The sequence below is a fragment of the Bacillus infantis genome (genome assembly GCF_020171945.1).
GTDB lineage: Bacteria > Bacillota > Bacilli > Bacillales > Cytobacillaceae > Bacillus_AB > Bacillus_AB infantis_A.
On sequence record NZ_JAIVAP010000003.1, the window covers coordinates 480,284 to 499,668 of the forward strand.

General features: G+C 45.5%; 16 protein-coding genes, 1 pseudogene and 2 riboswitches. Of the genes and pseudogenes, 9 read left to right on the forward strand and 8 right to left on the reverse strand.

The window, feature by feature from the left end; genetic code table 11:
* Positions 1-36 precede the first annotated feature (36 nt).
* From LCM00_RS09140 to LCM00_RS09150, 3 genes are all read right to left on the reverse strand, one after another.
* The gene (locus LCM00_RS09140; protein WP_224900458.1) at positions 37-1,389 is read right to left on the reverse strand and encodes a (Fe-S)-binding protein; all 1,353 of its coding nucleotides are present in this window, start codon (positions 1,387-1,389) and stop codon (positions 37-39) included.
* Positions 1,386-2,798: a glycolate oxidase subunit GlcD gene (gene glcD / locus LCM00_RS09145; RefSeq protein ID WP_224900461.1), complete on the reverse strand. Its 1,413-nt coding sequence runs from the start codon at positions 2,796-2,798 to the stop codon at positions 1,386-1,388. The genes LCM00_RS09140 and glcD overlap by 4 nt, the downstream gene beginning before the upstream one ends.
* A 98-nt stretch (positions 2,799-2,896) precedes the next feature.
* Positions 2,897-4,027, reverse strand: coding sequence for a CdaR family transcriptional regulator (locus tag LCM00_RS09150; RefSeq protein ID WP_224900465.1), 1,131 nt, complete (start codon positions 4,025-4,027; stop codon positions 2,897-2,899).
* A 154-nt stretch (positions 4,028-4,181) separates the two neighbouring features.
* Between LCM00_RS09150 and LCM00_RS09155 the strand changes: the two genes are divergently transcribed.
* Positions 4,182-5,537, forward strand: coding sequence for a TrkH family potassium uptake protein (locus LCM00_RS09155; RefSeq protein ID WP_224900468.1), 1,356 nt, complete (start codon positions 4,182-4,184; stop codon positions 5,535-5,537).
* Positions 5,538-5,723: 186 nt separating this feature from the next.
* Here LCM00_RS09155 and LCM00_RS09160 read toward each other — a convergent pair whose 3' ends face one another.
* Positions 5,724-6,059 carry a DUF3905 domain-containing protein gene (locus tag LCM00_RS09160; RefSeq protein WP_224900471.1) on the reverse strand — a complete coding sequence of 112 codons (336 nt, stop codon included), beginning with the start codon at positions 6,057-6,059 and terminating at the stop codon, positions 5,724-5,726.
* 194 nt (positions 6,060-6,253) lie between these two features.
* Between LCM00_RS09160 and LCM00_RS09165 the strand changes: the two genes are divergently transcribed.
* The gene (locus LCM00_RS09165; RefSeq protein ID WP_187445804.1) at positions 6,254-6,415 is read left to right on the forward strand and encodes a hypothetical protein; all 162 of its coding nucleotides are present in this window, start codon (positions 6,254-6,256) and stop codon (positions 6,413-6,415) included.
* Positions 6,415-6,561: a hypothetical protein gene (locus LCM00_RS09170; protein ID WP_224900474.1), complete on the forward strand. Its 147-nt coding sequence runs from the start codon at positions 6,415-6,417 to the stop codon at positions 6,559-6,561. The genes LCM00_RS09165 and LCM00_RS09170 overlap by 1 nt, the downstream gene beginning before the upstream one ends.
* Before the next feature lie 253 nt (positions 6,562-6,814).
* On the opposite strand, the gene LCM00_RS09175 is transcribed toward LCM00_RS09170, so the two are convergent.
* Both LCM00_RS09175 and LCM00_RS09180 read right to left on the reverse strand, forming a co-directional pair.
* Positions 6,815-8,575 carry a B12-binding domain-containing radical SAM protein gene (locus LCM00_RS09175; RefSeq protein ID WP_224900476.1) on the reverse strand — a complete coding sequence of 587 codons (1,761 nt, stop codon included), beginning with the start codon at positions 8,573-8,575 and terminating at the stop codon, positions 6,815-6,817.
* A gap of 180 nt (positions 8,576-8,755) precedes the next feature.
* Entirely contained in the window at positions 8,756-9,796 is a 1,041-nt protein-coding gene (locus LCM00_RS09180; RefSeq protein ID WP_224900479.1) for an acyltransferase family protein, read from the reverse strand.
* Positions 9,797-10,802: 1,006 nt separating this feature from the next.
* On the opposite strand from LCM00_RS09180, the pseudogene LCM00_RS24865 reads away from it, so the two are divergent.
* The 5 genes and pseudogenes from LCM00_RS24865 to LCM00_RS09200 form a co-directional block, all read left to right on the forward strand.
* Positions 10,803-10,940: pseudogene (locus tag LCM00_RS24865) on the forward strand (HAMP domain-containing protein); the annotation flags it as partial.
* Between the two features lie 120 nt (positions 10,941-11,060).
* Complete coding sequence (locus LCM00_RS24870) at positions 11,061-11,879, forward strand: methyl-accepting chemotaxis protein (protein WP_404802149.1); 819 nt, start codon at positions 11,061-11,063, stop codon at positions 11,877-11,879.
* Between the two features lie 238 nt (positions 11,880-12,117).
* The gene (locus LCM00_RS09190) at positions 12,118-14,004 is read left to right on the forward strand and encodes a PAS domain S-box protein (protein ID WP_224900485.1); all 1,887 of its coding nucleotides are present in this window, start codon (positions 12,118-12,120) and stop codon (positions 14,002-14,004) included.
* A 136-nt stretch (positions 14,005-14,140) separates the two neighbouring features.
* Positions 14,141-14,725, forward strand: coding sequence for a DUF2087 domain-containing protein (locus tag LCM00_RS09195; protein ID WP_224900488.1), 585 nt, complete (start codon positions 14,141-14,143; stop codon positions 14,723-14,725).
* Between the two features lie 6 nt (positions 14,726-14,731).
* On the forward strand, positions 14,732-15,472 hold the full coding sequence (locus tag LCM00_RS09200) for a GNAT family N-acetyltransferase (RefSeq protein WP_224900491.1): 741 nt from the start codon (positions 14,732-14,734) through the stop codon (positions 15,470-15,472).
* Here LCM00_RS09200 and mtnK read toward each other — a convergent pair.
* Positions 15,456-16,643 carry an S-methyl-5-thioribose kinase gene (gene mtnK, locus LCM00_RS09205; RefSeq protein WP_224900494.1) on the reverse strand — a complete coding sequence of 396 codons (1,188 nt, stop codon included), beginning with the start codon at positions 16,641-16,643 and terminating at the stop codon, positions 15,456-15,458. The two genes, LCM00_RS09200 and mtnK, sit on opposite strands and share 17 nt — an antisense overlap.
* Before the next feature lie 99 nt (positions 16,644-16,742).
* A riboswitch (SAM riboswitch) is annotated at positions 16,743-16,898 on the reverse strand.
* Positions 16,899-16,988: 90 nt separating this feature from the next.
* Positions 16,989-17,765, reverse strand: a complete 777-nt coding sequence (locus LCM00_RS09210) for a carbon-nitrogen family hydrolase (protein WP_224900497.1) — start codon at positions 17,763-17,765, stop codon at positions 16,989-16,991.
* Positions 17,766-17,904: 139 nt separating this feature from the next.
* Here LCM00_RS09210 and LCM00_RS09215 point away from each other — a divergent pair, with 139 nt between their 5' ends.
* Positions 17,905-19,077: a pyridoxal phosphate-dependent aminotransferase gene (locus LCM00_RS09215; protein ID WP_224900500.1), complete on the forward strand. Its 1,173-nt coding sequence runs from the start codon at positions 17,905-17,907 to the stop codon at positions 19,075-19,077.
* Positions 19,078-19,167: 90 nt separating this feature from the next.
* Positions 19,168-19,273: riboswitch (SAM riboswitch) on the forward strand.
* Positions 19,274-19,385 lie beyond the last annotated feature (112 nt).

A 19,385-nucleotide genomic window follows, 5' to 3' on the forward strand; every position in this document is an offset into this window, starting at 1 on the left:
GTATGGAATTCTGGAGCCGTTTCATGTTTGGTAATGTTATCTTGCAGCCAGTTCTCCTGCTGAAGCATATTCAGCAGCTTCCAGGAGCAGATCTGCAATATGGACTGCCTTAACATGGTCAGATGCCCCTTCACGCTCAATCCCAAGCTTCATCTGAAGAAGGCAGCCCGGGTTTGAAGTGACAATGACTGCCGCTTCTGTTGTTCTGGCCCGGCCCATTTTGTGATCCAGAATCTGCATGGACATTTCTGATTCAACAATATTATAAATGCCCGCGGAGCCGCAGCATCTGTCTGCGTCCTTCATTTCCCGGTACTCTGCACCGGTGATGGAGCCAAGGAGCATGCGCGGGGCTGCTGCCGTCTTCATCACATTGCGGAGGTGACAGGAATCCTGGTACGTAATGATCTGATGGGGGAGGGCCATCTTATGGATTTTATGGAAATCCATTTCAAAGAGGATCTGGGTAATGTCCTTGATTTTATTTTTAAAGCTCTCAGCGCGGATTTTCCATTCTGGCTCATCTTTCAGGAGATGATCGTAATCCACAAGAAAAGCGCCGCAGCCGCCTGCATTTGTTATGATATAATCCGCTCCCGTATCCTCAAAGGCAGCGATGTTCCGTTTTGCCAGTTCCTTGGCTTTTTCTTTTTCCCCGCTGTGTCCATGGAGGGCGCCGCAGCAAGCCTGTGATTTCGGTATGACGATTTCACAGCCGGCCATTTGCAGCAGCTTCATGGTTGCGTCATTTGTCCCCATAAAAATGGTGTCCATCAGGCAGCCGGAGAAAAACGCTGCCCTTTTCACTGGCTTCCCATGAGCTGGCAGCTCTTCGGGACGGTTCTTCATGCTCTTGTAGGAAGGCACGGCTGGAAGTACTTTTTCCATTGCTGCAAGGCTGTCAGGGAAAAGCTTCATAAAACCTATTTTCCTTACAGCGGTTTGCAGTCCGGACCGCTGATACAGGGAAAGGAGGCCAGCGGCTGCTGTCATTCTTTCCTGATAGGGGAACAGTCCATGAAAAACAGTCTTCCTGATCGCCTTGACCGGGAGTGAGTATTTTTTGTTCTGGCTGATAATATCCCTTGCTTCTTCGAGAAGGTGGCCATAATTCACACCCGAGGGACAGACAGGCTCACATGCCCTGCAGCCCAGACACAGATCCAGGGACCGCTCTACATCGCTGTCCGGCTCGATCAGGCCATCCGCTACAGCTTTCATAAGCGCAATCCTGCCTCTGGGCGAATGCTCCTCCTTAAATCCCGAAGTGATGTAAGTGGGACAGGAGGGGAGGCAGAATCCGCACCGCATGCAATTCAGAAGTTCATCTTCATCCATTCTGCTGCTGAATCCATGCTGGATTTTTTCCCGTTCGGCTGCTGTACTCATTTAGATATCACCACACGTTTCCTGCTGTCTTTAGCAAATATTTTCCCGGGATTCATGATATTCTTCGGATCAAGTGCAGTTTTGACGGCCTGCATCGCCGCAATGCCTTCCTGTCCTAATTTAAGCTCAAGATACGGAGCTTTCATGACACCAACGCCATGCTCACCGGTAATGGTCCCTCCAAGCTCGATGGCTTTTGCAAAAATCTCGGCAAAAGCTTTTTCCACCCGGTCCATCTCTTCTTTATTTCTTGCATCCGTCGGACAGGTAGGATGGAGATTTCCATCTCCGGCATGGCCGAAAGTACAGATTTTCAGATCATATTTGCTGGCAATCTCATTGATGCTTCTTACCATATTGGCAATTTCAGAGCGCGGAACCGTTGCATCTTCAAGAATAGTGGTAGGCTTGAGCCTTGCAAGGGCTGAAAGGGCGGCTCTCCTTGCAGCCGTCAGCGCCTCTGCCTCGGCGGCCGTTTTGGCGACCTGGACAGAAACTGCGCGCTCTTCCCGGCAAATTTTCTCCATCTTTGCCATATCACGCTCGACAACTTCACGAGGGCCGTCCTGCTCAATCAGCAAAACTGCTTTTACATCTGTAGGCAGGCCGATTTGTGCGAACTCTTCCACGACCTCGAGTGTCGGCTGATCCAGGAATTCTAATGTTGCAGGGATGATTTTATTGGCTATGATTTTTGAAACAGTCTTCGCTGCCGCTTCAAGATCCTGGTATAGGGCAAGCATCGTCTTTTTTGTTTCCGGCATCGGGATCAGCTTCAATGTTGCTTCGGTTATAATCCCAAGCGTACCCTCTGAGCCTGTAAAAAGCCGGGTGAAGTCATAGCCTGCCACATCCTTTGCGAGCTTGCCTCCCGTCCTGATGATATCCCCATTGGCCAGGACTGCTTCCAGGCCCATGACATAATCTCTGGTCACACCATATTTCAAGCCGCGCAATCCGCCGGAGTTTTCGTTTATATTACCTCCGATGGTAGATATTTTCATCGAGCTTGGATCAGGAGGGTAAAAAAGTCCTTTTGCTTCTGCCTCGTGTATTAAGTCAAGTGTGACAAGCCCGGGCTGGACAGTTATGGTAAGATTCTCTTCATCGAGCTCGAGAATTCTGTTCATATGCTTGAATAGGATAACAAGCCCGCCCTCTGTAGGGCATGTGCCGGCGCACAAATTTGTGCCCGATCCTCTAGGGACGATGGGGATCGAATACTCGTTGCATACTTTTACTATTTCAGATACTTGACCCGTATTTCGCGGGCTGATGACTGCATCAGGGAGGGATTGGAAATTCGGGGTGGCATCGTAGGAATAAACCAGGCGCACCGCATTGGAATCATCATAATGTTGTATGCCTGTAATTGCTGTCAGTTTTTCTTTAGCAGCTATAGGTATCATAACAGGAGCCTCCAGTTGCCGCCGGCTGATGCCGGCAGAGCTTTTAGCTTCATTATAATGGTGGCGATTTTAGTTTTCTATAGATGTTAGTACGAATTTTATTCATATGAAGGGTGATTATTTGTATGTTCATCTAACAACAGGCATGCCATATAAAGGATGAACAGCTGCTGTGCATTCCCGGTGCTAAGCCCTGTAAAATCCTCAATCTTTTTAAGGCGGTAGTGGAGTGTATTGATATGTATATGCATGCTTTCTGCTGTTTTTTTTAATGAATGGTTCTGCCTGAACAGTTCTTTGAGCGTTTCAAGAACTTCAGGGTGCTCCTTAAGGGGGCCGATGGTTCTTTTTATATAATCTGATTTGGTTTCAGGCTTGATTTCATCCATCAGCATCTCCAAGGTAAGGTTTTTATCAAATCTTAATTCCCCGGCTTTGTTTGCAGCCTTCAAAGCCCTTTCCGCCTGCCTGAAGGAACGGGAAAGTGAGGATGATGCAGACGGCTGCCCAGCCCCTCCAGAAAGCGCAGAACCGGAACTCCTGCCAAGATAGCTGTAATACCGGGCTATTCTGTCCTCGAGCCTTTGTATCTGCTCTTCCGGCTGATGTGCGAAGAGCGCAACAATTCGATTATGTCCCCAGCGAATAAAAAGGTCATTCCCGTTTTTTTCCGGCCAGGAGAGAAGCCTCTGCCATATTTCTCTTGAAGGAATTTTTTCAGGTTCAAGAAATTCTGCTATAAACACCAGCCGGTCAAGCCTGGTGTCGACCTTGAGCACAAGAGCCCTGTCTATAAATGAACTTCCCTGCCCCCGCTCCTGCAGCCAATCAAAGACAAAGCCTTCAAGGGCCCTTGACTGCCAGTCGATTTGTTCGCTGTAAAAATTTTCGCTGATTAAAAGCTCTGTCATTTTCCGGATGATCTCTCCGTAAGGAGCAACCTTTTCCGGATCACCTGTGATTCCTATCACTGCGGCGACTTCTTTCTGAAAGAAAACAGGAAGATTTATCCCGGCTTTTACGCCTTTCAGCTTTTTCTCATCTTCTGTTGTGATTATTCTTTTATCCCGGTTTTTAACAGACTGGAATGCGCCTTCATGGAAGGCTCCAACTCTATCTGGAGAGGTGCTTGAAACAATGATTCCATCTGTATTGACCACGATGATTTCTTCTTTCAGGACCCCCCTGACCTCGCGAAGGATCTTTTCGGCAAGTGCAGGCAAAAGCATGGTCGAGCCTCCTAATTCTGTTGAAGTAAATTTATGTCTTTATACTTAATTATATAAAAATAAAAAAAAACCTGCTAATAGCCTCATAATCCTTTTAAATACTGCTGTTTTTCTTTATGATAGGGGATAGGCAATTTAGGAGGGAAAGATTTCAATGTGGGATGAAATAAAAGAAAGGCTGGATAGATTATCCCCTGCCCAGGTTATCACCGGCTACTATTTGCTTGCTGTCACCATTTCGGTGCTGCTGCTGCGCATTCCTGCAGTCCATCAGCCCGGGGTTGAGGTTTCCTGGCTTGATTCGGCCTTTACGGCTGTCAGTGCCGTCAGTGTAACGGGGCTTTCAGTTTTAAATATATCTGAAACTTACAGCACCTTTGGGGTCTTTATGCTGATGTTCGTCCTGCAATTCGGGGGAATCGGCATTATGACGCTGGGGACTTTTTTCTGGATGTTGCTTGGCAAGAAGATCGGCTTAAGGGGAAGAAGGCTCATCATGGTGGACCATAACCAGTCGAACCTGTCGGGTCTGGTCAATTTGATCAGGGAAATACTGAAGCTGATCCTGATTATTGAAGCGGCGGGTGCGCTTATACTTGGTGTTCATTTCCTCAGTTATTATGATACATTCCAGGAAGCCATGCTGCACGGCCTGTTCGCTTCGGTCAGTGCAACGACAAACGGTGGCTTTGATATTACGGGAGCTTCCTTGATCCCTTATGCGGATGATTATTTTGTCCAGCTTATACATATAATCCTGATCACACTTGGGGCAATCGGCTTTCCTGTTCTTATAGAAGTTAAGCATTACCTTTTTGACCGGAGAGATTATAAAAACTTCCGCTTTTCCTTGTTCACAAAGCTGACGAGCACCACCTTTGCCGTGCTGCTGGTGGTTGGGACAGTTCTAATCCTTCTCTTGGAAGGAAGACATTATTTCAGCGGAATGAGCTGGCATAAAACGTTCTTTTATGCTTTCTTCCAATCTGCCACAACAAGGAGCGGAGGCCTGTCTACGTTGAATGTCAATGATTTTGCTGAATCTACCCAGCTGCTTTTGAGCGGGCTTATGTTCATCGGAGCTTCCCCAAGCTCGGTGGGGGGAGGGATCAGGACCACGACTTTTGCCCTGAATGTCCTCTTCCTTTATCAGTTCGCCCATGGGAACAGAGATATTAAAGTGTTTAAAAGGGAAATCCATCAGGATGATGTATTAAAATCACTGGTCATCACCATCTTGGCTGTCGGCATGTGTTTCTTCGCAGTCATTGTGCTGAGTCTGACTGAGAACCACACGGTAACGGCCATCATCTTTGAAGTGTGTTCTGCTTTCGGGACGACAGGATTGTCAATGGGGATAACCTCTGATCTGTCAGCGGTCGGGAAGTGCGTGATCATCATACTGATGTTCATTGGCAGAATAGGTCTTACTTCTTTTTTATTCATCATTGGAGGCAGAGAAAAGAAATCAATATATCATTATCCAAAGGAAAGAGTCATCATTGGGTAAGAGCATATAACAGTGTGTTATATGCTTTTTTTCTGGGCAGAAGCTATAGGTGCCGGGTTTAAGCCTTCCGCACTTCGATTTGTCCAGCTCCAAAGCCAAGCCCCTCGAGTCTTAAGCCAATCAGATCAGAAGGTTAAAGAACAACCTTCCGCTCTGCTCGTCTTAAGCTTGATTTCCGCACTTCATTTAATCCGTTCCTCTGCTTACGTCTTTTTCTGGATGCATGAAGGGGGAGCTTTGGGGTTTTTGCTGTTTTTCTAGGAGTTCTCTATTTTCATCTGTGTTCCAGCCGATGTCGTTTGTCGGGTGGATCCATTGCTCCCCTGACATGACAGCAGGGTCGGTTTCATCAGTCCATTGCTCCAGAGGGGAGTTTTTAGAAGCGTAGAAGCTGTCGCCGATCGTAACCCCAAAAGAATTCTTGAATGGCTCTTCCAGCTTTAGATGCGTCCCTTTTAAGCTGGGGGCGGATATTTGATGGGGAAGTGTGCCGTCAATGCCAATCTGTTTCCCTTTTTTCATCTGTTATGTGCACATCCTTTCTTTATGAGAAATGGAAGGGGCTAGACTATAGAGCTGGACAAGTATTATTTTTTCAAGCTGGCTTCTATTTTATAAAGAAGCAGGACCTGCAAATAAAGGAAGGAGCAAGAGAGAATTCTTTCGGGGGAGAACGAAGAAAATATAGGAGAAAGAATGACTTAGGAGGAATTAAAATGGCGAAGCGAAAAGCTGAACATGATGCTGTAGAAAAATATTCTAAAACGCCGAAGAAAAATGTTGCAGAATCAGAATTCTCCGCAGAGTTCACACATGGGGAAGAGGCTGCTAAAGGAGCCAACCGGAATTCCAAGCAGGGAAGAAAGGGGAGGGGCTGATGAAAAGGAAACCTGAGGGTAACTTGAAGCAGGAGACCTCCAATGTTGAGTTCGGCCTTGAATTTGGGGACATGAACGCAAGCAAATTCTACGAACATCCAGATGCCTACAGGGAGAAGAACCAGAAGGAAAGAAACAGTAAATAAGATAAGACCGACCAGCCACTTTGGACCCGTTTTGAGGATTTGGTAGAAAAAAGCTGGAAATGATTAAAATAATCAGGGAAATAACTAAAAAAATTCTGTCTTTAAACAAAAAAAGGCTTTAATTGGTAAATAACATCTCCACGCCAGTACAAAATCCTAAATTCAGTCGGTTTTAAGGAAAGCGTACGGCTTAAACCGGTCATTTTGAGCAAAAAAGCCTGAAACTGCAGCAGTTTCAGGCTTTTTTTAGGAGTTAAGCTGGTTTAAGTGTATTTTTGGTGCAGGAAAAAATTTTAGTCTGTTCATTTGAAGCATCGAAAAAGGCGATGATACTGGAAGCTTCCGGTATAATTTCTCCTGTTTCCAGATACGCGCTGATATCAAATTCAACCTGGTCAAGAAGTGTATGTTTGTGAAGGTCCTTCTCGCTCAGGCGCAGGTTTTCAAATTGGCTGCCCAGAGAAGAGGGGTTCCTGGCGATTTCCTGATAAATAGCGGATCGCTCGCTCTTTTCATATTCCGCTTCCCACCATGGCTTTCTTGGCTTATACTTCTGGTTTGCAAGATAATCCAATTTCATAAGTCCCTCAATGACCCTCAGATCTTCCAGCTGTTTGTATTCAATGAATTGATGCAGCCTGCGGAACAGATCCTCGAGCTGATGGCCGATCCTGGACCAGCCCATATCTTCCCAATAGCCTCCAAACTCCTGGAAAAAATCAAAAGGCGTCGGAAACGAGCGGGTAGTCAAGTACTCAATTGTATGGTCCATGCGGTGGTCATTCCAGTATTTTTCCAGAACATCTTCAACCTGTTTGATCCTGATGATATCTTCAAAGGGCAAAACATTATTGCCGAGGATTTCATATGGCGAATGATCCATATAAGTATATCCATGCTTTTCCGCACTCAGTCTCAGGCCGGTGCCGCGCAGCATTTTGAGGAAACCGAGCTGAAGCTCCTCTGGCCTCATGGCAAATACATCGTTGAATGTCTTCTTAAACGAATCATAATCTTCCTCAGGCAGACCCGCAATCAAATCCAGGTGCTGATCGATTTTTCCGCCTTCTTTGACCATAGTGACCGTCCTAGTCAGCTTGGCAAAGTTCTGTTTTCTCATGACCAGCTCATTGGTTGCATCATTGGTCGACTGGACGCCGATCTCAAAACGGAATAACCCCGGAGGTGCTTCCTTATTAAGAAAATCAATGACTTCCGGCCTCATGATATCAGCTGTAATCTCAAATTGAAATACTGTCCCCGGCCGATGCTCATCAATCAGAAAACGGAACATCTCCAGTGCATAGCTCCTGCTGATATTAAAGGTACGGTCCACAAACTTAATTGTCCTGGCTCCATTATCCATTAAATAGCGGATATCTTCTTTAATCTTTTCTCTGTCAAAATAACGGACGCCGACTTCGATTGAGGAAAGGCAGAACTGGCAGGAGAATGGGCACCCTCTGCTCGTTTCGATATAAGTGACGCGCTTGGAAAGATGGGCTTTGTCTTCTTCAAATCGGAAAGGGGAAGGAAGATCACGCAAATTTAGCTTGTTTCGCTGCGGATTAAACTTCACCATGCCATTTTCCCTGTAGGCAATCCCGTGGACATTTTCCATTTTTTTATCACCATTAAGCTCTGAAAGGAGCTGCTTGAAGGTTTCTTCGCCTTCGCCGATGACAATATAGTCAAATGCTTCTACCCTTTCCATCCAATCCGGCACATCGTAGGAAACCTCCGGACCGCCGGCAACAATCTGGATGGCAGGATTGATTTTTTTGATGATATTGATGACCTTGATTGTTTCTTCAATATTCCATATATAACAGCTGAATCCGATAACATCCGGTTTTTTTCTGATCAGGTCGGTCACGATATTCATGACAGGATCCTTAATGGTGTACTCTGCCAGCTGAATGTCATACTCAGGCTCGGCATAAGATTTCAAATACCTGATGGCAATATTGGTATGGATATATTTAGCGTTCAGTGTAGTGCAAACGATATTCATAATGGTAGAACTCCTTTAAAGAGTAGTGCAATTCAGAACAACTTATTATTATACGTTATTGTAGACAAAAAAAGTAGCTGTAAATCATCTAATTCCGCTTAGGCAAATTTCTTTGCTGCCAGGGGAACCTCGATCCCGGGCTGCTGAAAGTAAAAAGCCCGCCGTCCGGCGGGCTTTCAATCAGCTTAACAATTTGCTTCTGTAAAATTCCAGCCATGATTTACCCCGCAGCTGAAGCTGCTTCAGCCTGGAGGTGTTGAGCTCTATGAGCGGCTGGGCAAAGGAAGTTGCAATCCTGCTTGACAGGACAAGCGTAAGAATCAGGGATATTCCGGCCAGCAGCAGGAAATTCTCGGGCTCATGGAAGTAATCCTGGACCCCGCTCTCCCTGAAGATTCTCACAAAGAATCCATGCAGAAGATAGACATATAAAGTGTTTTTTCCAAGGTTCGTAAAGAAATATTTTTTTCTTGGTACAAAAGCCAGGAACGAGAACACCATGATGAGGCTGAGAATATAAAAGGACAGCCTGGTCAGCAATGCCTTGAAAGAAGCTGCGCCCATTTCAGCGTATGGCTTTGATCCAAGCAGCCATTTATAATTGATATCCGGATAAAAATAGAAGCCGATGAACACGATTGCGAAAATGCCTAATGCAGCAAGCCTGAATTTGGGCCTGAACAGCATATATAGCTGTTCTTTCCGCAAAAAGTATCCAATCAGGAAAAGCGGAAAGAATACAAACGTCCTGGATAGGCTTAAATAGTTGGATACCATGTCAGCATAGCCGATCAGCAGCCCTATCAATATGGCAGCGCCGATGGAATAGGCAGGCTTGAATTTTGCAAACAAAAGCAGCATGATATTCCAGCAGAACAAGCTCAGCAGAAACCATAGTGACCAGTGCGGCGTAAATGGATCGAGAGAGATTGTTGATTTGTTATAAAGATAATAATAGAACACAGAATAAATTGCCTGGAAAATTAAATAAGGCAGAATCAGTTTTTTGGCAATTTTCTTCACATAGCCCTGTTTCCAAATACCTCTTGCAAAAAAGCCTGAAACCAGAATGAAAGCCGGCATATGGAAGGTATAAATGACCTTGTACAGCGTGTAGATTGTTTCATTATCTTCAATAAAGGAACGTAGCAAATGCCCAAAGACAACAAAAAATATCAAAATGAATTTGGCGTTGTCGAAGTAATAGTCTCGCTGTTTCATAACTCCTCCTTGATTAAAGACCCCCATAAAACTTTTATCTATAATACCCAGCCTAACATGCTGCTAAACAGTTGTGCCGTGTTAATTAGAGGAGGGAATTCCAGTAAATTCTAATCGGGAATTTGCTGTTTTTTTCAGAAACTTTGGAAAGTATTTCTTCAAAATCAAAAATCTATATATTATAATGAATGTTAATAGTCAAAAAGTTACATAGTATATTCATCTTATTAGGACAAAAGTTTGGTTCAGCGAAGAAGGAATAGGGGGAATAGATGTGAAAGGGGAAAAAAAGGCAGCAGTTAAAAAGGCTAAAGCCAAAAAGCCGAAAGTAAAAAAGGAAAAAGGCCGGAAAGGATCCGTCTTGGCTGCAAAGCTGATGAATACAAAATTCTGGAGAAAGCTTAAGCTGGGACAGAAATATGGGGCGGCCCTATTTATTACCATTGGCCTTTTTGCTGTTTCGACCATCATTACGTTTGTATTGCTGACGATGGTTAATGTAAAGATGAACACAGTTGAAGAAACAGGGGATAAAACGATCCAGACAACAGAAATTGCAGCCCTGTTCAATAATAAAGGAAGCACGATTGGAAATTACATCATTGATTCAAATCCTAAGCATCTGAATAATTTCAAAGATCTTGAAGAAAGCATGGACAAGCTAAAAAAACAGGTGCAGCCTTCACTTAGGAATGATGAGACAAAAAGCCTCTATAAACGGATCGATCAAAATGACAAGCAGATAACAAAGATTTTCAATGATGTTATCATCCCTGAAGTAAAGCTTCAGAATGTCAGGGGCTACCGCCTGGGCAAATTGCAGGTGGATAATATTATCACAGAAACAGTCGGCCAGCTGGACGAGCTGCGCACCATTCTGAAGGAAGACCAAAAAAGTGCTGTTGCTTCAGCCAAAGCAGGAACCATCCTGACGATGATAGTATTGGCTGTCTCTGTCGTTGTTTCTTCTGTTCTGGGGGTGGCGAGCATCCTCCTTATCGGGCGTATGATTTCCGGCAAGCTGAGCCAGATTGTAACCTTATCGAATGAGGTAGCGGCAGGAAACCTTAATGTAGAATCGGTGGAAATGGAAGGGGAGGACGAACTGGCAGAGCTGAGCCGGGCCTCCAACTCCATGAAAGAAAAGCTTCAGGCTATGATACAGGAGATTTCAGCCGTGTCCACTTATGTGACTGACAGAAGCGGGGAATTAAATATCTCGGCGAATGAAGTCAGGTCGGCAAGCCAGCAGGCTGCATCCACCATGCAGGAGCTTTCAGGAGGGGCAGAGGAGCAGGCCAATTCTGCAACAAGCCTTGCTGAAATGATGGAAGATTATCTTGGTAAAGTCGAGTATGCCAATAAGAGCGGCGCTGCCATCAGGAAAGACTCAGGCGAAGTTCTGAATATGACGAAAAACGGCGACGGGCTTATGAAAGAATCACAGCAGCAGATGCTGCGCATCAATGAGATCATGAAGTCTTCTGTACAAAAAGTGCAGGGGCTGGATGAGCAGACTAAGCAAATCTCGAAGCTAGTGCAGGTTATTCATGATATCGCAAACCAAACCAATCTGCTTGCCCTTAATGCTGCCATAGAAGCTGCAAGGGCTGGTGAGCACGGAAGAGGCTTTGCCGTGGTGGCAGATGAGGTAAGGAAGCTGGCTGAACAGGTATCTTTCTCTGTGTCAGACATCACCAGGATTGTAAAAGGGATTCAGGCAGAATCCAATGATGTTGTTCTTTCTCTTAAGCATGGATATGAGCAGGTAGAAGAGGGGACCGGCCAGATTGAGCATACAGGCCAGACATTCCAAAATATCTATCAGTCTGTCAACAGGATGTCTGAAAACATCAATGAAATCTCCAGGAGCCTCGAACAAATTTCGAGCAGTTCTGCGGTAATGAACGACTCAATTGAAAATATCGCATCCGTTTCCGAGGAATCTGCAGCAGGGATTGAACAGACGAGTGCTTCTATCAGCCAGACAAACCACTCGATGGAGGAAATTTCTGATAATGCACAGTCATTGTCCGAACTAGCAGATCAGCTGAACGAGATGATTTCTAAATTCAGGCTATAGATGGATATAACAGGCTGCCGGCGTAACTCTTTTGCCGCAGCCTGTTTTTGATGGAGTCTGTAGCAGGAAAGGGAAAAATTGCTGGTAATTGTCTAAAAATTGTTTTTTTTTAACCCGAACAGTAATAAAATGTAAGTGTTATAGTATACAGCCATAAAAGCCGATAGATTTTTCCAGCGCAGATGGAAAGGTATATGATAGATGTCAGGCAAGTCTATGTCTTCAAGGAGGAAAAAAGGTGGGGGCTTTATCAGATATAGCAAGAAAACAAATGGAGGAAAAGATAGCCGAGCTGGAACTGGAGAATGAAAGGCTGAAACAGGCCGCCGGGCATAAGGGAAAGCCTGCTCAGGTATATCATGTTTTTGATTCCGCAGCAGATGGGATGATTATCTATACTGAACAGCGGGAGATTATTGCGGTTAACTCTGCCATGTCCCGGTTTTTAGGTACTGAGAAGGGACAGCTCGAGGGATCCTGGCTGGATGATCTGGTTCCGGGAGATTATCATTTTAAGCTGGAAAAGCAGAAAAAGCTGCTGCAGTCCCAGGAAAAAGTCAAAGGTGTTCTGCCTATGGCATATGACGGCAGCCTTGCCTACTTTGAATTTACAACGAGCCGCCTTCCTGATAGCAGCCTGCTTTTGTCCATTTTCCGGGATGTAACTGAGAAAAGGCGGCTTGAACAGAAAATACGCAAACATGAGGACTTATATAAAGACCTTTTTGTGGAAGCACTTGATGGGATCGTTTACTGGAGGGATAAAGGGACAATCATCAATGCAAACCAGGCAGCCTGCAGAATTTTTGAAAGCACCCATGATGAGCTTCTTGCCAGGAAGGTGGATGATTTCGTTCTTCATAAGGATGAATGCTATTTCCAAATTCTCGAGGAGCTGTATAAAGAGGGACAGGTGAGGAATGAGCTGTTTTTTCTGATGCCAAATGGGCAAAAGAAACTGCTTGAATTCACCGTCAAGCTGAACGCCGTTGAAGGCTATCATATGACGATTTTCAGGAATGTAAGTGAGAGGCATAAAATGGAAGAAGAACTCCGCGAAAGCGAAAGGAAGTTTCGCAGCATTTTTGAAGGGGCCCTGGAGGGGCTGATTCTTTGGGATGAAAACTTTACCATCGTCGATATCAATGCTTCGGGCGAAAGAATGCTGCAGATGCCGCAGCATGAAATTGTGGGACAGTCCCTGCTTGCCTTGCTGAATGATTGTAATATTACGGAAGAGGAGCTGCGCCTGCATCTGGAGGAATTGTCAGGCAGCGGCCAATCCAACGGGACGATTTCTTATATTCTGAAATCCGGCAGAAAAATGCATTTTGAATTCTCTTTGAAGCAGAATGTCTTCTCAGGGCTCAGCCTGACGACTTTTAAGGATATTACAGAGAAGCTGGAGATGGAGGAACAGCTGAAGAAGTCGGATACACTGAATGTAATTGGGCAATTGGCAGCGGGTATTGCTCATGAAATCAGGAATCCGATGACGGCTTTGAAAGGATTCATCCAGCTTCTGGAGGATAGTGCCGGGAGCGGAAATTCCATGTATTTTAATATTATTACCTCTGAACTTCAGAGAATCGACTCCATCATAAATGAATTCCTGATTCTGGCTAAGCCCCAGGCAATTCAGTATGTCGAGAAAGATATCATCCAGCTGATGAAAGAGACAGTTGAATTCCTGACAGCCCAGGCAGTTCTCCATAATATACAGTTCAGGACAGATTATGCCAAGAACCTCCCCCTGGTCTTCTGTGAGCCGAACCAGCTGAAAAAAGTGTTCATAAATATTATTAAAAATGCGATTGAAGTGATGCCAAAGGGCGGCATTATTACCATCTGCGTTCAAAAAACAAAGACAGGCAGCGTCCGGATCTCCATAAGGGATGAGGGATCGGGCATTCCGCCGGAAAAATTGCGCAAGCTGGGAGAACCGTTTTATACAACAAAAGAACGGGGAACAGGGCTGGGCTTAATGGTCACATATAAGATAATAGAAGAGCATGAAGGTAATATTGAAGTGGAAAGCAAACTGGGGGAAGGAACCGTTTTTCATATAGACCTCCCGATGAAGCGGAGCAGGTACCAGGATCCGGGCAGCATTTTTACTATCTAGCAAAAAGAAGATCGGTTGTTCAAATTTGTATCATTCAGCGGAATGGTGCAATTTTTTTTGCAAAAAATAATTGACTGCCGTTCACTGATTTGATATAAATCTAATTAGATAAACATCAAATTTGGAGGCTGATCTTATGCAGTTAGACAGACTGGTGGCATTTCATAAAACGATGGGCGACCCGGCCAGAATACGGATTATAGCACTATTATCGAATGGGCCTCTGCATGGCCAGGCAATTGCGGGCAAACTGGGCCTGACTCCCCCGACAATCACCCATCATTTAAACAAGCTAAAAGCTATCAATAGCATCTATCAGCGCCGTGATAAAAACACCATCTATTATTATGTGAATGAATCTGTTATCAAGCAGCAGGCAGAGGTGCTCATTAACCTGTTTGATAAAAAAGAAGGAGAGATGGAAAAGATGCTGGAAATGCACAATGAGAAACAGAAGGTTATCGAAAATTTCATCACAAAAGAAGGAAAGCTCAAGAATATACCGGCACAGCGCAAGAAAAAGCTGTTTATCTTTGAACATATTGCGTCAGGACTGAAAATGGGAAAGAAATATCCTGAAAAAGAACTTAATGAGTATATAAAGAAATTCCATGAAGACTATGCGACGATCAGGAGAGAATTCATCATCAATCATTTCATGTACAGGGAAAACGGCATATATGAACTTAATCCCAGTGAAATGTGGGCAAAGCCGGAGTAGCTGGAAATGGCTTATAAGTATGACCGTATACCAGGAATGGATTTTATCCCTGTTTTTGCCTCAGCAGTTCTTGATGGCTTCATACCCGGAGAGGTACAGGGAAGACTAGGCTGTCTGCTTATATCCCTCAGCAGCGGCATCCACTATGCTGCTGGGCGCACGGAAGCCGGTTTAGGTGACCTTATTGCCGGGAAATTGGAGGAGGCAGAGAGAAGCAGAAGACGATTTACGCTTTTTTCCGGCTCAGCAGGCTGGGACCAATTGCTTTCAAGGCGGTTTGGAGAAAGGCTGAAGATGCATCGGCGCATTTCCTTTCAGCAGTTTTTGCCGGTTTCTGGACAGTCTTCCAAAAACAGTGCAGTCTCCTTTCTTGAGCTGGACAGGCAATCAGCAGGTAAGTATCCTGAGTTCCAGATGGATTATTTCAGCACATACTGGGGATCCATCGAGCATTTTCTGGAGTCCGGTTTTGGCATCAGGGCGCTGATGGGGGAGCAGGCAGCCGGTGAATGTGTTTCTATATTCAGAAGCAGTGCATATGCCGAGATGGATATCCATATAGCAGAGTGGGCCAGGGGCAATGGGCTTGGAGCCATGCTTGCTGAGAGATTCATAAAAGCCGCCCTGGAAAACAATCTTCAGCCGCGCTGGGATTGCAGCGCGGCCAATCTGGCAAGTATAAGGCTGGCAGAAAAACTGGGTTTTTCAGAACCGGCTGAATACCATATTTTTACCCAGCAGAAATGAGGCTGACAATATTGGATAATTCCTTTGCATCAGCAATATCGCTGCGCTGTAGAATCAGGTTTCTCCCTGCAGCCAGTGCGGCTCTTTTGGCAGACAGGCGCGCCTTTTTGTCCTCTATCCCGTCAAGGTCGGCAACATGGGCCAGTCCGATTGTTCTTCTTATCAGCTCGCAGCCCGCAAAGCCGACTGCATCTTCCCAATATTTCTGAAGGACAGCGGATAGGAAACCATCTGTTCCTGCAAAAGGATCTTTATTATCCTTCTGCCATAAACGGGAGAACTCGTCTGAGAAAGTTCCCCAGAATGTTTCAATATGATTTTCTATAAGTCCCGTTTTCTCAGGATTGGCGATCGACTGGAATAACAGGTTGGCAATCACCTGGCCGATATCAAAACCTGCAGGGCCATAGAAAGCAAATTCCGGGTCGATGACCTGGGTCTCAGCATCAGAAGCAAAAATGCTGCCTGTGTGCAGGTCCCCGTGAAGCAGGGCTTCCGCTTCATTCAAGAAAATTTTCCTGAGGCCCGCTGCCGCAAGCTTTAATGCCGAATCTGCCCACAAAGCTTCTGCATCTTCTCTCAGCTCGTCTTCGAAATCATTTGTCTGGCTATCAAAATATGGGTCAGCAAATATTAGGTCTTCCGTAATTTTGCACAGCTCCGGGTTGTAAAAGTCTTTAGCCAGCTTTTTTTTATCTGCCTGCAAAAGGCCGTAATCAGAGGTGAAGTATAATGTCCTTGCCAGATAATTTCCAAGATGGGCGGAAAGCAGCGGATATTCTTTTCCAGTGATCAGCCCGGTACGGCTTATCTCCAGGTGTGAAAGGTCTTCCATCACAGTCACAGCGAGCTCTTCATCATTGTAGAACACCTCTGGCACAAACTCCGGAGCAAGCTTTTTAAAAATTTTAAGTGCTTCTGCTTCAATCGCGGCCCTTTTCAAAGTCAGCGGCCAGCTTTCGCCTACTACCTTGGCAAAAGGGAGAGCCTGTTTGATGATCAGGCTTTTTCCTGTGCCGTTTTCCTTGATCCTGAAGACAAGGTTAAGGTTGCCGTCGCCTATTTCTTCCGTGGTTAAAGGTGCAGTGCCGGAAAACAGGCTGAGGCTTACAGCGAGTTCTGCGGCTGTCTTTTCTGTCAGCGGTGCATATTTATTTTTTACGAGTGTCATTGTCGTTCCCTCCTGAATTTGGAGGCTTTTTTTATTCTTCAGGACATAAAAAAGCCTCTTTCTCATGCTGAAAGAGGCTTGAAGTATTGAGCTTCGCACCTCTTATCTGCCAGAAAGCCAAGCTTTCTGCTGGAATTAGCACCGTGCCTTATGGAGAATACTCCGGCGCATGGATTGCGCCCCATCTCACGATGGAATTACGGTCGGTTGCTGGGCATCATCGGGCCAAGTCCCTCTGCCTGCTCTTGATAAGAGAATATAAGTTTGTAAAACCGGCTGCCGCCAGCCGTTTGAAAAAATAGTAACAGCGGCTCATGTTTTCTGTCAATAAAAAATTTAAAAATTCTAATAGAATTCAGGCCTGCGGTCCGTAAAAACTGGTATGCGCCCCCTCACTTCCTCTACAAGCCTGAGGTCGATTTCTGCTGATAGGATTTCTTCATGTTCTGAAGCCTCTGCAACAACTTCTCCCCAGGGGTCAATGATGATAGAGTGGCCCGCAAATTGATTGGACGGATCAGATCCAGCCCTGTTGCAGGCAACCACAAAGCATTGATTTTCAATGGCTCTCGCAATCAGCAGGGCACGCCAGTGGGCGAGGCGGGGCATCGGCCATTCAGCCACGGCGAAAATGGCTTCCGCTCCTTCAAGTGCATGCTTGCGGATCCATTCAGGAAAACGGATATCATAACAGATAAAGCCGGCCAGCGAATGGCCATCCAGCTTGAAAGACGCATCCCCGCTCCCTGGTGACAGGTGGAGATGTTCATCCATCAATTTAAAGAGGTGGAGCTTGCTGTATTGGTGCACAAGTTCACCAGTGCTGCTGACTGCAAGCAGGGTGTTGAAAACGCCATCGGCTGTCTTATTTGCAACGCTTCCTCCAATGAAGGCGGCATTATGCTTTTGGGCCATAGTCTGCAAAAACTGGATGCTTGATTCTGCGTTTCTGTCCCCGATTTCTTCCAGCCGGGTCAGATCATAGCCTGTTGTCCACAGCTCAGGCAGCACGATGATATCGGGTTTGTCCTTGCTTGCGCGCTCAATCAGTGTTTCAGCTTTTTCGAAATTTCTCTCAGGGCTGCCAAAGGAGATGTCCATTTGGATGCAGGATATTTTCATAGGGTAAACCTCCGTATGCAAAGGATATTATGTTAAAATTGCAGAATATTTCTTTACTTTCTACCTTTTACGTTATATCATTTGTCATTGGTTTTTCAAACAAAAAAATTAATCCACATGTAAAGCAGGTGACTATGTGATGAAAATATTTCCTCAATCAGAACTCTTGCAAAGTCTGCCAAAGCAGTTCTTTGCGACATTGGTGCAAAAAGCAGCCAGGTATGCCGGGCAGGGGCATGATGTCATCAATCTTGGCCAGGGAAACCCTGACAGACCCACTCCTCCGCATATCGTCAGGAAGCTGCAGGAAGCAGCCGAAATTCCCCTTAATCACAAATATTCCCCTTTTCGCGGGCAGCACAGCCTGAAAGCTGCAGCAGCTGAATTTTACAAAAGGGAATATGGTGTGGACCTTGATCCTGAAAAGGAAATAGCCATTTTATTCGGCGGGAAGGCTGGCCTGGTTGAAATCCCACAATGCCTTTTGGATCCTGGGGAAACGATCCTTGTACCAGACCCTGGCTATCCTGATTATTGGTCTGGGGTGGCTCTTGCGAAAGCTTCCATGGCTGTCATGCCTCTGAAAGAAAAGAATCATTTTCTGCCGGATTATAGTGAGCTTTCTGAGCAGGACATCCAGTCAGCGCGGATGATGTTCCTCAATTATCCGAACAATCCGACCGGCGCAACGGCTACCAAGGAATTCTTTGAAGAAACGGTCCGCTTTGCATCGGAAAATGATATTTGCGTCGTCCATGACTTTGCATACGGTGCAATCGGATTTGACAGCAAAAAGCCAGTCAGCTTCCTGCAGGCAGAAGGGGCGAAAGAGACAGGCATAGAAATATATACACTCTCGAAAACTTACAATATGGCAGGCTGGAGAGTGGGGTTTGCGGCAGGGAATGAAAGTGTGATTGAAGCCATCAATATTATGCAGGATCATCTGTATGTAAGCCTTTTTGGTGCAGTACAGGAAGCGGCAGCCGAGGCTCTGGCCGGTCCGCAGGACTGTGTGGATGAACTGGTGCGGATCTATGCTTCCAGGCGGAAGGCTTTTATTGAAGGCCTTAAGGAGATAGGCTGGGATGTCAAGGCCCCGCAGGGATCCTTTTTTGCCTGGCTTAAAGTTCCCGAAGGATGGACGTCTGAGCGATTTGCAGATGTACTGCTCGAAAAAGCTCATGTTGTGGTGGCTCCCGGCATCGGATTTGGCGAATATGGGGAAGGTTATGTCCGAGCAGGCCTGCTAGCAAGTGAAGAGAGGCTTAAAGAGGCTGCAGCCAGAATCGGAAAGTTGAATATTTTTTGAAAAATCAATTGACATGTTTTTGTAATCATGGCATAATCCAAATGAATTATTGATTATCTGAAAACTTTTTAATCTCATATACATTTCGTTTTCTTATCAAGAGCAGGCGGAGGGACTAGCCCTATGAAGCCCGGCAACCGACTTTGTAAAAAGCACGGTGCTAATTCTTGCAGCGTTTTGAGCTGATAGATGAGAAGATGTTGGACACAGCGCTGACCTCTTCTTTCTGAAGGGGTCTTTTTTTATTGAATTAATAAAAGCATTGTCACTATATGGACATTCGCAAGTGAGAAATCAGCATGAACTAT

Coding starts and splice junctions, on each gene's coding strand:
- LCM00_RS09140 (WP_224900458.1), bottom strand. CDS start 1,389: ATGAGTACAGCAGCCGAACGGGAAAAAATCCAGCATGGATTCAGCAGC.
- glcD (WP_224900461.1), bottom strand. CDS start 2,798: ATGATACCTATAGCTGCTAAAGAAAAACTGACAGCAATTACAGGCATA.
- LCM00_RS09150 (WP_224900465.1), bottom strand. CDS start 4,027: ATGCTTTTGCCTGCACTTGCCGAAAAGATCCTTCGCGAGGTCAGGGGG.
- LCM00_RS09155 (WP_224900468.1), top strand. CDS start 4,182: ATGTGGGATGAAATAAAAGAAAGGCTGGATAGATTATCCCCTGCCCAG.
- LCM00_RS09160 (WP_224900471.1), bottom strand. CDS start 6,059: ATGAAAAAAGGGAAACAGATTGGCATTGACGGCACACTTCCCCATCAA.
- LCM00_RS09165 (WP_187445804.1), top strand. CDS start 6,254: ATGGCGAAGCGAAAAGCTGAACATGATGCTGTAGAAAAATATTCTAAA.
- LCM00_RS09170 (WP_224900474.1), top strand. CDS start 6,415: ATGAAAAGGAAACCTGAGGGTAACTTGAAGCAGGAGACCTCCAATGTT.
- LCM00_RS09175 (WP_224900476.1), bottom strand. CDS start 8,575: ATGAATATCGTTTGCACTACACTGAACGCTAAATATATCCATACCAAT.
- LCM00_RS09180 (WP_224900479.1), bottom strand. CDS start 9,796: ATGAAACAGCGAGACTATTACTTCGACAACGCCAAATTCATTTTGATA.
- LCM00_RS24870 (WP_404802149.1), top strand. CDS start 11,061: ATGCAGGAGCTTTCAGGAGGGGCAGAGGAGCAGGCCAATTCTGCAACA.
- LCM00_RS09195 (WP_224900488.1), top strand. CDS start 14,141: ATGCAGTTAGACAGACTGGTGGCATTTCATAAAACGATGGGCGACCCG.
- LCM00_RS09200 (WP_224900491.1), top strand. CDS start 14,732: ATGGCTTATAAGTATGACCGTATACCAGGAATGGATTTTATCCCTGTT.
- mtnK (WP_224900494.1), bottom strand. CDS start 16,643: ATGACACTCGTAAAAAATAAATATGCACCGCTGACAGAAAAGACAGCC.
- LCM00_RS09210 (WP_224900497.1), bottom strand. CDS start 17,765: ATGAAAATATCCTGCATCCAAATGGACATCTCCTTTGGCAGCCCTGAG.
- LCM00_RS09215 (WP_224900500.1), top strand. CDS start 17,905: ATGAAAATATTTCCTCAATCAGAACTCTTGCAAAGTCTGCCAAAGCAG.